Origin of the sequence: Nesterenkonia halobia (genome assembly GCF_039536005.1) — a bacterium.
Taxonomy (GTDB): Bacteria; Actinomycetota; Actinomycetes; order Actinomycetales; family Micrococcaceae; genus Nesterenkonia; species Nesterenkonia halobia.
In genome coordinates, this window is the sequence record NZ_BAAAYG010000010.1 from 128,290 (window position 1) to 142,105 (window position 13,816).

Here is a 13,816-nt window from a genome sequence, read left to right on the forward strand (position 1 = left end):
GTCCGGATCCCCCGCCCGATCGCTGCGAGGGCCGTGCTCAGCCGTTGGTGCTCAGCTGCTGGAGCTCAGCCGTTGGAAGGGAAGTTCATCGACGCGGTGGACTCGTCGTTCTCATGCGGCCACCGCTGGGTGACGACCTTGCCGCGGGTGTAGAAGCGCACCCCGTCGGGGCCGTAGATGTGCAGGTCGCCGAAGAGCGAGTCCTTCCACCCGCCGAAGGAGTGCTGGGCGGCCGGCACCGGGATCGGGATGTTGACCCCGACCATGCCCACGGTGACCTGCCGCTGGAAGGTCCGGGCGGCGTGTCCGGAGCCGGTGAAGATCGCGGTGCCGTTGCCGTAGGGGTTGGCGTTGATCACCCGGATCGCGTCCTCCAGGGTGTCCACCCGGACCACGGCGAGCACGGGCCCGAAGATCTCCTCCTCATAGGCCGACATCGTCTCCTTCACGCGGTCGAGCACCGTCGGGCCGACGAAGAAGCCCTCCTCGCGTCCTTCGACCACCAGGTCGCGGCCGTCGACGACGACGGCGGCGCCGTCGGCCTCGGCCTCGCCGACCAGTCGGCGCACCCGCTCGGTCGAGGCCGGAGTGATCAGCGGCCCCATGTCGGTCTCGGACTCGGTGCCGTCGCCGACGGTGATGTCCCGGGCGCGCTGCCCGACCTTCTCGACGACCGCATCGGCGGCGTCGCCGACGGCCACCGCCACCGAGATCGCCATGCAGCGCTCGCCGGCCGAGCCGAAGGCCGCCGCCGAGAGGTGGTCGGCGGCCAGCTCGAGGTCCGCGTCGGGCATGACCACCGCGTGGTTCTTCGCCCCGCCGAGGGCCTGGACCCGCTTGCCGTGGGCGGTGGCGGTCTCGTGCACATGCTTCGCGATCGGCGTGGAGCCGACGAAGGAGACGCCGTCGACCAGCTCGTGGGTGAGCAGGCCGTCGACGATCTCCTTGTCGCCGTGGAGCACCTGGAAGACGCCGTCGGGCAGGCCCGCCTGCTTCCAGAGCTTCGCCAGCAGCAGCGAGGCCGAGGGATCGCGCTCGGAGGGCTTGAGCACGAAGGCGTTTCCGGTGGCGATGGCCACCGGCGCCATCCACAGCGGCACCATCACCGGGAAGTTGAACGGCGTGATGCCGGCGACCACGCCCAGCGGCTGGCGGAAGGAGAAGACGTCGATGCCCGTGGAGGCCTGGTCGGTGTAGTCGCCCTTGAGCGTCTGCGGCATCGTGCAGGCGTACTCGACGACCTCCAGGCCGCGGGCGACCTCTCCGGCGGCGTCGGAGAGCACCTTGCCGTGCTCGGCGGTGACCAGCGCGGCCAGCTCGTCGGTGTGGGCCGCGACCAGCTCGCGGAAGCGGAAGAGCACGCCCATGCGCTTCGACAGCGACATCTCGCCCCAGGAGTCGGCCGCGCGCCGGGCGGCCTGCAGCGTCTTCTCCAGGTCCTCGCCGTCGCCCAGGTGCAGGCTGCCGCTGGCGCGGCCTGTGGCGGGGTTGAAGACGTCCTGGCGGCGCTCGCCGTGGCCGGCGTCGGCCTCGCCGTCGATCCAGTGCGTGATGTCGGTGACCGGCGCGGTGCTCCCGGTGGTCTCAGGGGTGGTCTGTGCAGTCATCAGTGGATCCTCTCGTGGTCCGTGGTCCCGTCCCCGGCGGCGGGGGCGGCTCCCAGCAGCCGCCGCTGCCGGGACTTGTGCTGGCTGTAGGTTCGGTGGGCCTGCTGGGTGGAGTCCAGGGCGGAGACGCCGGTGACCGGCACGTCCCACCAGGATTCCGAGTCCGGGGCGTCGATGAAGGGGGTGGACTCGACATGGACGAGCACCGGGCCGGAGCCCTCCTCGCGCGCCTTGGCCTCGGCGACGGCGTCCTGCAGCCGATCGATCACGTCGGCGCCGCGGTCGACGCGGATGACGTCGACGCCCAGCGACTCGGCGTTGGTCGCCAGGTCCACCGGCAGCGCCGAGCCCTCGTCGAAGCTGCGGGTCTCCTCGTCGAGGTAGCGGTACTTGGTGCCGAAGCGCTGCGAGCCCAGCGACTCGGACAGCGCCCCGATGGAGGCGTAGCCGTGGTTCTGGATGAGCACCACGATCAGCTTGATGCCCTCGGCGACGGCGGTGACCAGCTCGGTGTGCATCATCAGATAGGAGCCGTCGCCGACCATGACGACGACGTCGCGGCCGTCGTCGTCGGCGCCGGCGTCCGACGCCGGCCCGGCGGTGGTCGAGCCGGTGGCGGCGGTGCCGGCGGCCTCGGCCAGCGCGGCGCGCTTGACGCCCAGCCCGCCGGCGATCTCGTAGCCCATGCAGGAGTAGGCGTACTCGACGTGATAGCCGTGGGCGTCCTTGACGCGCCACATCTTGTGCAGGTCGCCCGGCAGCGAGCCGGCCGCGCAGACGACGGTGTCGCGGTCGTCCATGGCGGCGTTCACCGCCCCGATGATCTCGTCCTGCGCGGGCAGCGGCTGATTCCTGGTGGTGAAGGCCTCGTCGACGATGCCGTCCCAGCGGGCCTTCTGCGCGCGGACGGTCTCGGCGACCTGCTCGCCGGCGTGATGGCCCACGGAGCTCAGCGCCGCGGTGAGCGCGGTCAGCGCCTTGCCGGCGTCGGCGATCACCGGCACCGAGGTGCCCATCTTCTGGGCGTCGAGCCCGGTGATGTTGATCGTCACGAACCGCACCTCGGCGTGCTGGAAGGCGGTCATCGAGGCGGTGGTGAAGTCCTCCCACCGGGTGCCCACGCCGATGACGACGTCGGCGTCGGCGGCATAGGCGTTCGACGCCGTCGAGCCGGTGGAGCCGATCGCACCCAGGCACAGCGGGTGGTCCCAGTCCATCACCCCGACGCCGGCCTGGGTGTAGGTCACCGGAGTGCCGGTGGCCTCGGCCAGCGCGCGCAGCTTCTCCTCGGCGAAGGCGTAGTGCACGCCGCCGCCGGCGACGATCAGCGGACGCCGCGCCGAGCGGATGACCTCCACCGCGTCGGCGATGTCGGACTCCTCGGGCTCCGGGCGGCGGATCCGCCACTGCCGCGGGGCCAGGAACTCCTCGGGGACCTCGATCCGCTCGGCCTGGACGTCCTGCGGCAGCGAGATGGTCACCGCGCCGGTCTCGGCCGGGTCGGTGAGCACCCGCATGCCGTGCAGCAGCGAGGAGCAGAGCTGCTCCGGGCGGGAGACCCGGTCGAAGAAGCGGCTGATCGGCCGGAAGACGTCGGCGCAGCTGACGTCGTAGGCATGCGGCAGCTCCAGCTGCTGCAGCACCGGGTCCGGCGCGCGGGTGGCGAACTCGTCGGAGGGCAGCAGCAGCGCCGGCAGTCGGTTGGTCGTCGCCAGCGCGGCGCCGGTGACCATGTTGGTCGAGCCCGGGCCGATCGAGGCGGTCACCGCATAGGTCTGCCGTCGGCGGGTGTGGCGGGCGTAGCCGACCGCCTGGTGGACCAGGCCCTGCTCGTTGCGGCCCTGGTGGTACGGCATCAGCCCGGGGGCCAGCGCCTGGGCCTGCTTCAGCGCCTGGCCGACGCCGGCGACGTTGCCGTGCCCGAAGATCCCATGCGTCCCCGGGATCGTGCGGACCTCGACGCGCTCGCCGTCGACGATGTCGACAGTGCGCTGGTTCGCCAGGAACTCCACCGTCGCCTGGGCCACCGACATCTCACGGGTGGTCATCGGTCCTCCTCCTTCGCTCCGGCCGGCGCCGGAGACGTCGCGTCGGCGGCGGGGGCCGCCGCGGGGTTCTGCAGCAGGGACGCGGCCTCGCCCACTGCGGCGGCGACGTCGCCGCCGTCAGGGTAGAGCAGCGTGCGGCCGACGGTCAGGCCCTGCACGCCTGGCAGCCGCAGGGCGCTGCGCCAGGTCTCCAGCGTCTCGTCGGTGGCGCCGGTCGGCTCGCCGCCGAGGAGCACCGTCGGAAGCGTGGTCGCGGCCATGACCCGCTCCATCTCCGCGACGACGGGCAGCTTCATCCAGGTGTCGGCCGAGCTGGCGCCCAGCCCCTGGGCGATGGCCACCGACTGCACCACCGCGTCGGTGCTCAGGTCGTTGACCACGCGGGCTCCGGAGGACCGGGAGATGAACGGTTCGACCATCGCGACCAGGTCGTGGGCGTGCAGCCCGTCGACCGCCTGGGCGGTGGACTCGAGCATCGACGTCGTCGCGGCGTCGTCGAAGGCGATGCGGGTGAGCATCTTGCCGCCGGTGGCGCCGAGGGCGGCCAGGGCGGCGGCGGTGTGGCCGGTGAAGCGGTCGTCGATCTCGTTGACCAGGCCGGGGAGCCCGGCGCGGTTCATCGAGCCGAAGATCTGCTTGCCCTCCAGCGCGCCGAGCAGCAGCAGGTCGTCGAGGACGTCCGGGGAGGCCAGCACGCCGTCGACGGCGGGGTCGGCCAGGGCGATGCGCAGCCGGTCGAGCAGGTCGCGGCGGTCGGCCATCGCCCGGAGGTCGTCCTTCACCGCCAGCGCGCCGCGGGCGGCGTGGTCGGCGGCGATGATGAAGTTCTGCCGCCCGTAGCGGGCGCCGGGGTGGTGCCGACGGATCGCGGCGGCCTCGGCGACGGCCTCGGGGTGCTCCAGACGCAGCCGGGTCAGCGGCTCGTAGCGGCGCGGATCGTCGTCGCCCGGCGGCGAGATCGCCGCGCGGGTCTGGTCGAGGGCGGTGCTCATGCGGTGACCTCCTCGGGCACGGCCCGTCCCCGGGCGGTGAGCATCTCGGCGACCGCCGGGGGCGTGGGCATCGCCTCCGAGCAGGCGATCTCGGAGGCGACCAGCGCGCCGGCGGCGTTGGCGTAGTCGAGCACCTGCTCCAGCGGCCAGCCGGCCAGCAGCCCGTGGACCAGCGCTCCGCCGAAGGCGTCGCCGGCGCCGAGGCCGTTGACGGTCTCCACCGGCAGCGGCGCGGAGATGACCCGCTCGTCGGCGGTGGCGGCCATGACGCCCTCGGAGCCGCGCTTGACCACGGCCAGCTGCACGCCGGCGGCCAGCAGCCGGTCGGCCTGCTCGTCCGGAGTACCCTCGCCGACGGCGACGGCGCACTCCTCGGAGTTGCCGACGGCGACGGTGACCTGCGGCAGGATGCGCTGCACCTGCTCGCGGGCCTGCTCGACGGAATCCCAGAACATCGGGCGATAGTCGAGGTCGAGGATGGTGTGCTGGCCCGCGGCCAGCGACGCCTGCGGCCGGGCCTGATGCGCGGCGACCTGCGCCTCGCGGGCCGTCGGCCGGGAGAGGCCGGTGACGGTGGACCAGAAGATCTTCGCCTCGGCGATGGCCGCGGTGTCCAGCTCGTCGGCCTCGATCTCCCAGTCCGGGGCGCTGGGGGAGCGGCCGTAGAAGTAGAGCGGGAAGTCCTCCGGCGGACGGATCGCGCAGAAGGTCACCGGCGTCTGCAGCGCGGACACCGGAGCGACCCACTGGTCGTCGACGCCGTAGCGGCGCAGCTCGTGGTGGAGGAACTCGCCGAAGGAGTCGTCTCCGGTGCGGGTGATCACCGCCGGGCGGCGCCCGTGGCGGGCGGCGGCGACGGCGACGTTGGCCGGGGATCCGCCGAGGTACTTGCCGAAGCTGGAGACCTCGGCGAGGCCGACGCCGATGTCGTTCGGGTAGATGTCGACGCTGATGCGTCCCATCGTGATGAGGTCGTGGGTCATCGATGCTCCTGTGCGTGCCGTGCCGGCGGGCGGCCGGCTCGTCGGGATGGACGGGGCGTGGGCGGGGCGGTCAGCGGATGCGGGTGCGCGAGCCGCAGCCGCAGAGATGCTTCCGGGTGCGGGTCGCGATGGGCAGCGGGTCGTCGAAGGAGGCCACCGGATACATGTCCTGCTCGACGATCCCGTAGAAGGAGCGGTCCAGCGTCTCCAGCTCGTCGATCACCGACTCCAGCGAGGGCTCGCCGGCCGGCGGCTCGACCATCACTCCGGCCTGGTTGGCCGCGGCCCAGGTGAGGTCCTCGCGGCGGACCCGCTCCATGACCTGCGGGTCGATCTGCTTCAGGTGCAGATAGCCGATGCGCTCCGGGTGGCGGCGGATCAGCTCCACCGAGGAGGCGCCGCCGTACTCGGCGTGGCCGGTGTCCAGGCAGAGGCTGACCCGCTCGGGGTCGGTCACCTCGAGGAACCGCTCGATCTGCTCCATGGAGCAGACGTGGGAGTCAGCGTGCGAGTGGAACTGCTGGGCCAGGCCGTACTGCTCCTGCAGCACGGCGCCGAGCTCGTCGTGGCCCTCGGCCATCCGGCGCCAGCCCTCGTCGTCGAGGGTGCCGGGCTCGACGGCCTCGCCGGTGACGTCGTCGCGCCACATCGCCGGGATGGTCACCAGATGGCGGCCGCCGACGGCGGCGGTCAGCGCGGCGACCCGGTGGACCTGCTCCCAGGTGGCCCGCCGCTCCTCGGGGTCGGCGCGGTGGAAGGCGGTGAAGATCGTGCCGGCCGAGACCTTCAGGTTCCGGGCGGCCAGCTCCTCGGCCAGCGTCGTCGGGTCGGTGGGCAGGTATCCGTAGGGGCCGAGCTCGACCCAGTGGTAGCCGGCCTCGACGACCTCGTCGAGGAAGCGCTGCCACGGAGTCTGCTGCGGGTCCTCGGGGAACCAGACGCCCCAGGAGTCCGGGGCGGTGCCGATGAGCACCGGCGAGTCGGTGCCGTCCTCGGCGCGGACGGGGGTGCGGGCGTGGGCGGTGGTCACTTCGGCCTCCTCGACGGCGTCGGACGCGGGCGGCGGCCGACGGACGGGTTCTGCGTGGTGCACACCACTCTGGCGCTTCGATGTTCTAATGTCAAGACATATAGAGTCAGGGGTCTCCGGAGGCTCGTTCCGGCGGCGGCTCCCGGCGGATCCTTCCGCCGACGGCGGGAGGCCCGTCGCCGCCGGTCGCCGCCGCTCAGCGTCGGTCAGCTGCGGTCAGCGGCCGGCGACGGGGGCGCGGAGGCCCGGCGGGCGTCGTCGGCGTCGTCGTAGCCTGCCGGGACCTCCGAGCCCTCGGCGGCGCGGTGGAAGCTCGTCTCGATCTGCTCCAGCGAGCGGCCCGTGGTCTCCGGGATCCGCCGCCAGGTGAAGGTCAGGCCGGCGCAGCAGATCACCGCGAAGCCGGCGAAGGCCCAGCCGACGCCGACGGCCTCGAGCAGCGGCGGGAAGCCGAGGGCGACGACGCCGTTGCCGATCCACAGAGCGGTGGTCGCCACGGCCATGGCCGCCGCGCGCACACTCAGCGGGAAGATCTCGCCGAGGACCACCCAGGTGATCGAGCCCCAGCTGGCCTGGAACAGGAAGATGTAGGCGGCCATGCAGGCCAGCGTCACCAGTCCGACGACGCCGAAGCCGTCCGGCGCGGGCAGCACCAGGTTGGTCACGGCCAGCACCCCCAGGCTCAGCGCCATGCCGGCCGCGCCGCCGAGCAGCAGCGGCCGGCGGCCCCAGCGGTCGGCGACGGTCAGCGCCAGCCAGACGGCCAGCACGTTCATCACCCCGATGATCAGATTCGAGGTGACGGCGGCCTGGTCGGAGAAGCCGACGTTCTGCAGCGTGGTCGGGGCGTAATAGATGATCGCGTTGGCGCCCATGATCTGCTGCAGCACTGCGACCACGAGGCCGACCAGCAGGATCGGGCGGACCCAGGGGCGCAGCAGCACCGTCAGCGTCTGCGCGCCGGCGGCCTGCTCGGCCTGCCGGATCGCGTGGATCTCCTCCAGTTCGGCGGCGGCCTCCTCCGCGCTGCGGTCGCGCCGCAGGATCTCGCGGGCCTCCTCCTCGCGGCCCTTCGTGACCAGCCAGCGCGGCGTCTCCCGGATGAAGGCCAGACCGGCGGCGAAGAGCACCGAGGGCACCACTGACAGCCCCAGCATCCAGCGCCACGACTCCTCCGGAGTGAAGGCCAGCCCGACGAGGAAGCCGAGGAGCTGGCCGGAGACGATCGCCAGCACATAGGTGGCGGTGACGCGGCCCCGGATGCGGGCCGGGGCGATCTCGGCGAGATAGACCGGCAGAGTCACCGCCGCCAGCCCGGCGCCGAGCCCGACGAGCACGCGGAATGCCAGCAGCACCGCCGCCGTCGGGGCGGCCGCCATGCCGATCGGGGCGATGACGAAGGCCGCCGCCGCGGCGATGAGCACCGGCCGGCGGCCGTGCCGGTCGGAGAGCCGTCCTCCGCCGGCGGCGCCGACGATCGCCCCGAGGATCAGTCCGGTGACGACCCAGCCCTCCGCCCAGCTGTCCAGGGCGAACTCCTCGCGGAGGAACAGCACCGCCGTGGACATCACGCCGGTGTCGTAGCCCCAGTTCAGACCGCCCAGCGCGCCGAAGAGCACGAGCAGGGCGGCGCGGCGGGAGCGGCGGGAGTCGGCCTCGGCGGGGCGGGCGGTCGGCACGGGGGAGTCCTCGGGAACGGGCGGGCGGCGGGAGGGTGTGGAGAGAGGAGGGCGGTTCAGCGCAGCACGCCGAGCCGGCGATGGTGCCGCGCGTAGAGCCAGAAGCCGATCATCCAGGCGGTGATGATCAGGTCGGTCAGCGCGAGCCGCGGACCGAGGGCCTGCCACCGGTCCATCGCGCCGAAGGTCGCCGCCAGCATCACCAGCTGGGCGACGACGGCGACGAGCCCGGCGGGCGCGGCCCAGCGGCGGCGCAGCATCAGCAGCACCGCCGCGACGATGCCGCTGAGCACCTGGACCGCCCAGAGGGCGCGGAGCGCGACCGGGTAGTCGGTGAAGTACTCCACCTGGGCCGGGCCGTAGCCCATCTCGGCGAAGTAGGTCTGCGACATCCGCGCGGTCTCCACCAGGTCCCGCGCCGCGATCGCGTACAGCAGCAGCCCGACGACGCCCATCATCCACAGGTGCCAGGGAGCGCTCGGTCGGGGCGCGGCGTCGTCGGGGGAGGCCCCGGCGGTCATCAGTCCGTCCACCCCATATGCGCCAGCGCCTGACGCAGCAGCCGGGAGCGGCCGCCGAGCAGCTCCGCGCCGACGTCGGCGCCCAGCGCCTGCTCCGGGGTGAGCCAGGCGACCTCCAGTGCGTCCTGGCGAGGCTCGCACTCGCCGGAGACCGGGATGACGTAGGCCAGCGAGACGGCGTGCTGACGGTCGTCGACCAGGCCGGTCTCGCTGGGGCTGGGGAAGTACTCGGCGACGGTGAACGGCACCGGCGACGGCGGCAGCTGCGGCAGCGCCAGCGATCCCAGGTCCTTCTCGATGTGCCGGATCAGCGCCCCGCGGATCGTCTCGCGGTAGAGCACCCGGCCGGAGACGAAGGTGCGGTAGAAGCGGCCGTCGTCGTCGGCGGTGTAGAGCATCCCGATCTCGGTGAGATACCCCAGCGCGTCCAGCCGGACCGGCACGGCCTCCACATAGACCATCGGCAGCCGGCGGCGGGCCTCGTGGAGGTCCTCCTCGCTGAGCCAGCCGGGGTTCGGGTCGGGGGTGCGCACGCTCATGGGTCCACCACTCCTCAGCTCGTGTCAGAGTCTCGTGTCAGATGATGTCGTCGACCGGTCGGCCCATCGCCGCCCGCCGCTCGGCATGATTGATCCGGTGCCGCCGCGACTCGGTGGCGAGCACCACGATGAAGGCGCCGAAGGCCGCCCCGACGGCGACCCACGCCGAGGGGGCGTCGGAGACCAGCCGCGGGAAGACCAGGCAGAGCAGGCCGAAGCCCATGCCGAGCGCCACCGCCATCCGGCCGCGCTCGGTCATCGCGTAGTACGCGCCCGTCCACACGGTGACCATCAGTCCGACCATGCCCCACAGATCCGCGGGCACCCCGGGGATGTGCACGCCGACGGCGGTCAGCGCGATCGAGACCGAGGACATCGCTCCCACCAGCGCCCAGCCGGCGAACAGGCCCACTGTCCTGTCGGTCAGCCGGCGCTCGGCGATGGACCGGGCGGTGTGGAAGGTGAACTGACGGACGACGTCGAGCAGCGCCAGCGCGGCGGCCAGCGACGCCAGCACCGCCAGCCAGAGCATGTCGGCGTGCACTGCGGCGGTCCAGCCCAGCATCAGCCAGGAGGAGGCGGCGACCAGCCAGCCGGAGCGGCGCTGCCGTCGGGCGGAGCGCTGCGACGGCGCCCACTGGTGCAGCGCGTGCAGCACCAGCCCGACGACGATCAGCGGCCAGAGCCAATAGTGCACGGCATCGGGCGTCAGCAGGGAGCGGCGGCCCGTGTACCAGCCGTCGACGAGCCCGTCGAGCCCTCCGACGGCCAGGATCCGCGTGTCGGCCTGCCAGCCGGCCATCCACAGCACCGAGAGCACTGCGGCACCGGCGCCGAGGGTCACCACGACCCGGCGGAGCAGGTCATGCGGCCGCGGCCTGGGGTCGGGGCCGCGCGAGGGCAGGTTATAGGGCGGGATGTAGGTGTAGAGGTCCTCTTCGTCGTCGGCGCGCTCCTCCTCGGCCTGCGACTCCTCCTCCTGCGAGGTGGCCGCCTCGATGGCCGAGGCCTTCTCCAGGATGACGGCGCGGCGGCGTTCGGCGCTGGCGCTGCGGCTGCCGGCGCCATGGTCCCAGGGCAGCGGGCGATCGTCCGTCGCCGCCGGCGGGCGCGGCATCGCCAGTCGGCCGGGACCGTCCACCGGCGGCAGATGCCGGGTGTCCTCCGGGGCGTCGGGGGTCTTCGAGTCCGCGTCCGCGTCCGCGGCCTCGGGCCGGGACGCACCGGCGGTGTCGGCCCCACCGGCCGCACCGGCCGTGCCGCCGGCGTCGTCGGGACGTCCGGCGTGGTCGGCGCCGGCCGGGCGCGGCGGCGCCGGGAGCGTCGGAGCGGGCGGCTGCTCCGCGGGAGCCTCCTGCTCCTCGGGCGGGAGCGGGGCGGCGCTGCCGACGGCGGGGACGTCGGGCTCGGCGTCCTCGTCATGCTCGGCGACGCGCCGGTCGCCGTCGATGATCTCCTGCAGCGACGCGGCGATCCGGCCCCTGGCGCGCTCGAAGCGGGCGTCGAGCGTGTCGAAGAACTCGCTGAGCGCCGACTCATCGGTCTCGCGGGCCTCCGGCGGCAGCTCCGGAGTCGGCTCGCTGCGGCGGATCCGCGGGGCAGTGGACGACGCTGCCGCCGACGACGACGCTGCCGCCGATGACGACGCGGCGTCCCCGGAGGTGTCCTGGTGAGCGTCCGCCATCTCGTCCTTGCCCTCGTCGGTCTCCTCGGCGGGGGGCGTCTCGACCTCGGCCGCGGCGGGTTCCGCCGGGGCGCCGTGCTCGTCCGGCTCGGGGCGCTCGGTCGGCTCGGAGTGCTCGGTCGGCTCCGGCGCCGACGCCGCCTGCTCCGGGCGTCGGGCGGCGTCGTCGGGCACGGAGGCGGTGACCGACGGCATGGGTTCCGAGGACCGGTCAGTCACGGGCGGGCTCCCCTCTGCGGGCTCGGGCGTCGGCGGACGCCGCTGGTGTCACCATGCGTATGCGGACGCGCGGTCGGTCAGGATCCGCCGTCCGTGGAGGAGGCCCCCAGGGAGGACGGCGCGTCCCGGCCGGCCGCGCGGCGGGATCTCGCGCGCCGGCGTCGGGCGGCGACTCCGGCGGCGAGAGCTCCCACCAGAGTACCCGCCGCCGCGGCCGTGGCCGTGCTGGCCCACGGGGGCAGGCCGGTGGTCGTTCCCGTAATGTAACCCAGCCCGACGAGCCACGCCGACCAGGTGGCCGCGCCGACCAGCGCCAGCGCGGCCGTGCGCGGTCCGCTCAGCCGCAGCATCCCGGCGGTGACCATCGAGGTGGTGCGCCCGCCGGGGATCGCGCGGATGAGCAGCAGTCCGATCCAGGTGGTCGCTCCGCCGGCCCGCAGCGTGACGCGCAGCAGCATCCGGTGCAGACGCCGGCCCCAGCGCCAGCGATGCAGCACGCGCAGCCCCTGGCGGCGGAAGAGCAGATGGACGCCGACGTCGCCGAGCAGGCAGCCGAGCATCGTCGTCGCCAGCACCAGCGGCAGGCCCATCAGTCCCTCGGAGGCCATCGCGCCGGAGGCGATGACCATCAGCTCCGAGGGGAACGGCGGGACGAACGCGGTGACGGCCACGGCGACGACCAGCACGGCGAAGTACCACAGGCCCCACTGCTCGAAGAGCGCCGGATCGCCCAGATGCAGCGCGGAGGCGGCGATCAGGCTCATGCCGGATCCTCGTCGGCCGAGGCGGCGGTGAGCACGGCCGTCGACGGCGCGGCCGGAGCCTCGGCCAGGCTCCGGGACGAGGTGAAGCGACGCGGCTCGCCGGTGAGCGGATCCTCGAACTGCAGCGACTGCGCCAGCAGCTGCAGCGGGGCGTCGAAGTCGTCCTCGGCGTCGTCGAGCAGCTCGGGGTAGAACCGGTCATGCAGGATGCCCAGGCCCAGCATGGCCATGTGCACCCGCAGCTGATGGGTCTTGCCGGTGTGCGGGGTGAGCCGGAACCGGCCGGTGCGCCGTCCCGCGGCGCTGGTGCCGATATCCAGCAGCTCCACCCGGGAGGAGGCGTTGGCGCCGGGGACCGGGGCGGTGCGGCGCTTCCCGCGGCGGGGCCGACGCCGATCCTGCGGACGCCGGCCCGAGTCGGCCACGGCGTAGCTCTCCCGCTCGGAGGTCACCTGGCCCTTGATCTTGGTGATCCGGCTGCGCACCTGCAGCGGGAAGCGTGCGGCCAGCGACTCGTCGTCGGGCGCGTCCGGGCCGCAGGGCAGCGCGCTGACGCATTCATAGGACTTGGACACTGCGCGGTCCTCGAAGAGCGTCTGATAGGCGCCGCGGGTCTCCGGCCGCTTGGAGAGCAGCACCAGCCCGGCGGTGCCGCGGTCCAGCCGATGCGCCGGGACCAGATCCGGCAGCTCCAGCCGCCGGCGCAGCCGCACCAGCAGCGACTCCTGCACGTAGCGGCCGGCCGGGGTGGTGGGGAGGAAGTGCGGCTTGTCGACCACCAGCAGGTGCTCGTCCTCGTGGAGGACCTCCTCGGTGACCGGCAGCGGGCGCTCGCCGGCGACCGAGCGGTAGTACCAGAGCGCAGTGCAGGCGCCCAGCGGAGTGGAGGTGTCCAGCGGGGCGCCGTCGCCGTCGACGACGTCGCCGGCCTCGAAGCGGGCGGTGATGCCGCCGTGGTCGATATGCCCGAAGGTCTCCAGCACATACTCGTGGACGGTCGTCCACGGTCCGGACTGCGGCAGGCGCAGACGGGTGGCATTGACCCCGTCGCGCACGGGGAGGGGAGACGTCTGGGCCACTGCGCCAGCCTACCGGCCGCCGCGGTTCATCCCCAGTCGGGGGCCTTCGCCCGGGCGGACTCCTCGTCCGGAGCGGACAGCGGATGGTTGACCTGCCAGCAGACGCCGAAGCGGTCCTGGATCCAGGCGAAGTTCTTCGCGAAGTCGTAGTCGCCGGGCTCCATCAGGAAGGTCCCCTCCTGGGCGAGCACCGAGACGATGCCGTCGAACTCGCCGGAGGACTCGACGACCACGGCGATGGAGGTCGAGGGGGTGAAGCCGAACGTGTGGGTGACCAGACTGTCCTGGATCATCAGCACCTGGCCGCCGATGGTGATCTGCGCGCTGGCCACCAGGCGGTGCGGCGCGGGCGCGTCGGCGGGGACCGGGGCCAGATCGGAGCCGGTGCGCGGATGCGCCTGCCCGTCGGCGCGGGCGGAGGCGTCCGCGGCGGTCCCGGCCGCGGCGTCGGACGTCCTGTCCTCCGCGGCGGCGTCCTTCTCGCCCAGGTCCTCGTCGACCTCAGCGCTGAGGTCGAGGACCTCGGTCCCCTCGGGGTGGTGCTGCATCTCGAGCAGCTCGGCATCCGGGAAGGCCTCGAGGTAGAGTTCCACCGCCTCGGCGGCCCGACCTTGGAACATCAGAAACGGCAGGCAGAGCGTCATGGCCCCAGCCTATCGGGTGCGCGGCGG

General features: G+C 73.3%; 12 protein-coding genes. All 12 read right to left on the reverse strand.

Going from position 1 to position 13,816, the window contains the following annotated elements; translation table 11 throughout:
• Positions 1-65: 65 nt before the first annotated feature.
• Entirely contained in the window at positions 66-1,607 is a 1,542-nt protein-coding gene (locus ABD652_RS11780) for a CoA-acylating methylmalonate-semialdehyde dehydrogenase (RefSeq protein ID WP_344721576.1), read from the reverse strand.
• Complete coding sequence (locus tag ABD652_RS11785; RefSeq protein ID WP_344721578.1) at positions 1,607-3,655, reverse strand: 3D-(3,5/4)-trihydroxycyclohexane-1,2-dione acylhydrolase (decyclizing); 2,049 nt, start codon at positions 3,653-3,655, stop codon at positions 1,607-1,609. The genes ABD652_RS11780 and ABD652_RS11785 overlap by 1 nt, the downstream gene beginning before the upstream one ends.
• Positions 3,652-4,647 carry a Cgl0159 family (beta/alpha)8-fold protein gene (locus tag ABD652_RS11790; RefSeq protein WP_344721580.1) on the reverse strand — a complete coding sequence of 332 codons (996 nt, stop codon included), beginning with the start codon at positions 4,645-4,647 and terminating at the stop codon, positions 3,652-3,654. Before ABD652_RS11790 ends, ABD652_RS11785 begins: the two co-directional genes overlap by 4 nt.
• Positions 4,644-5,630 (reverse strand): 5-dehydro-2-deoxygluconokinase, encoded by a 987-nt coding sequence (iolC, locus tag ABD652_RS11795; protein WP_344721582.1) that lies wholly within the window; start codon positions 5,628-5,630, stop codon positions 4,644-4,646. Before iolC ends, ABD652_RS11790 begins: the two co-directional genes overlap by 4 nt.
• A 70-nt stretch (positions 5,631-5,700) precedes the next feature.
• Positions 5,701-6,660, reverse strand: coding sequence for a sugar phosphate isomerase/epimerase family protein (locus tag ABD652_RS11800; protein WP_344721585.1), 960 nt, complete (start codon positions 6,658-6,660; stop codon positions 5,701-5,703).
• Between the two features lie 206 nt (positions 6,661-6,866).
• Complete coding sequence (locus tag ABD652_RS11805) at positions 6,867-8,339, reverse strand: sugar porter family MFS transporter (RefSeq protein WP_344721587.1); 1,473 nt, start codon at positions 8,337-8,339, stop codon at positions 6,867-6,869.
• A 56-nt stretch (positions 8,340-8,395) separates the two neighbouring features.
• A complete protein-coding gene (locus tag ABD652_RS11810) occupies positions 8,396-8,860 on the reverse strand; it encodes a hypothetical protein (protein WP_344721589.1) in 465 nt (154 codons plus the stop codon).
• The gene (locus ABD652_RS11815) at positions 8,860-9,399 is read right to left on the reverse strand and encodes an NUDIX hydrolase family protein (protein WP_344721591.1); all 540 of its coding nucleotides are present in this window, start codon (positions 9,397-9,399) and stop codon (positions 8,860-8,862) included. The genes ABD652_RS11810 and ABD652_RS11815 overlap by 1 nt, the downstream gene beginning before the upstream one ends.
• Before the next feature lie 37 nt (positions 9,400-9,436).
• The gene (locus ABD652_RS11820; RefSeq protein WP_344721593.1) at positions 9,437-11,302 is read right to left on the reverse strand and encodes a hypothetical protein; all 1,866 of its coding nucleotides are present in this window, start codon (positions 11,300-11,302) and stop codon (positions 9,437-9,439) included.
• 77 nt (positions 11,303-11,379) lie between these two features.
• On the reverse strand, positions 11,380-12,066 hold the full coding sequence (locus ABD652_RS11825; protein WP_344721595.1) for a DedA family protein: 687 nt from the start codon (positions 12,064-12,066) through the stop codon (positions 11,380-11,382).
• On the reverse strand, positions 12,063-13,145 hold the full coding sequence (locus ABD652_RS11830; protein ID WP_344721597.1) for a pseudouridine synthase: 1,083 nt from the start codon (positions 13,143-13,145) through the stop codon (positions 12,063-12,065). Before ABD652_RS11830 ends, ABD652_RS11825 begins: the two co-directional genes overlap by 4 nt.
• A 26-nt stretch (positions 13,146-13,171) precedes the next feature.
• Positions 13,172-13,789, reverse strand: a complete 618-nt coding sequence (locus ABD652_RS11835; RefSeq protein ID WP_344721599.1) for a VOC family protein — start codon at positions 13,787-13,789, stop codon at positions 13,172-13,174.
• Positions 13,790-13,816: the final 27 nt, after the last annotated feature.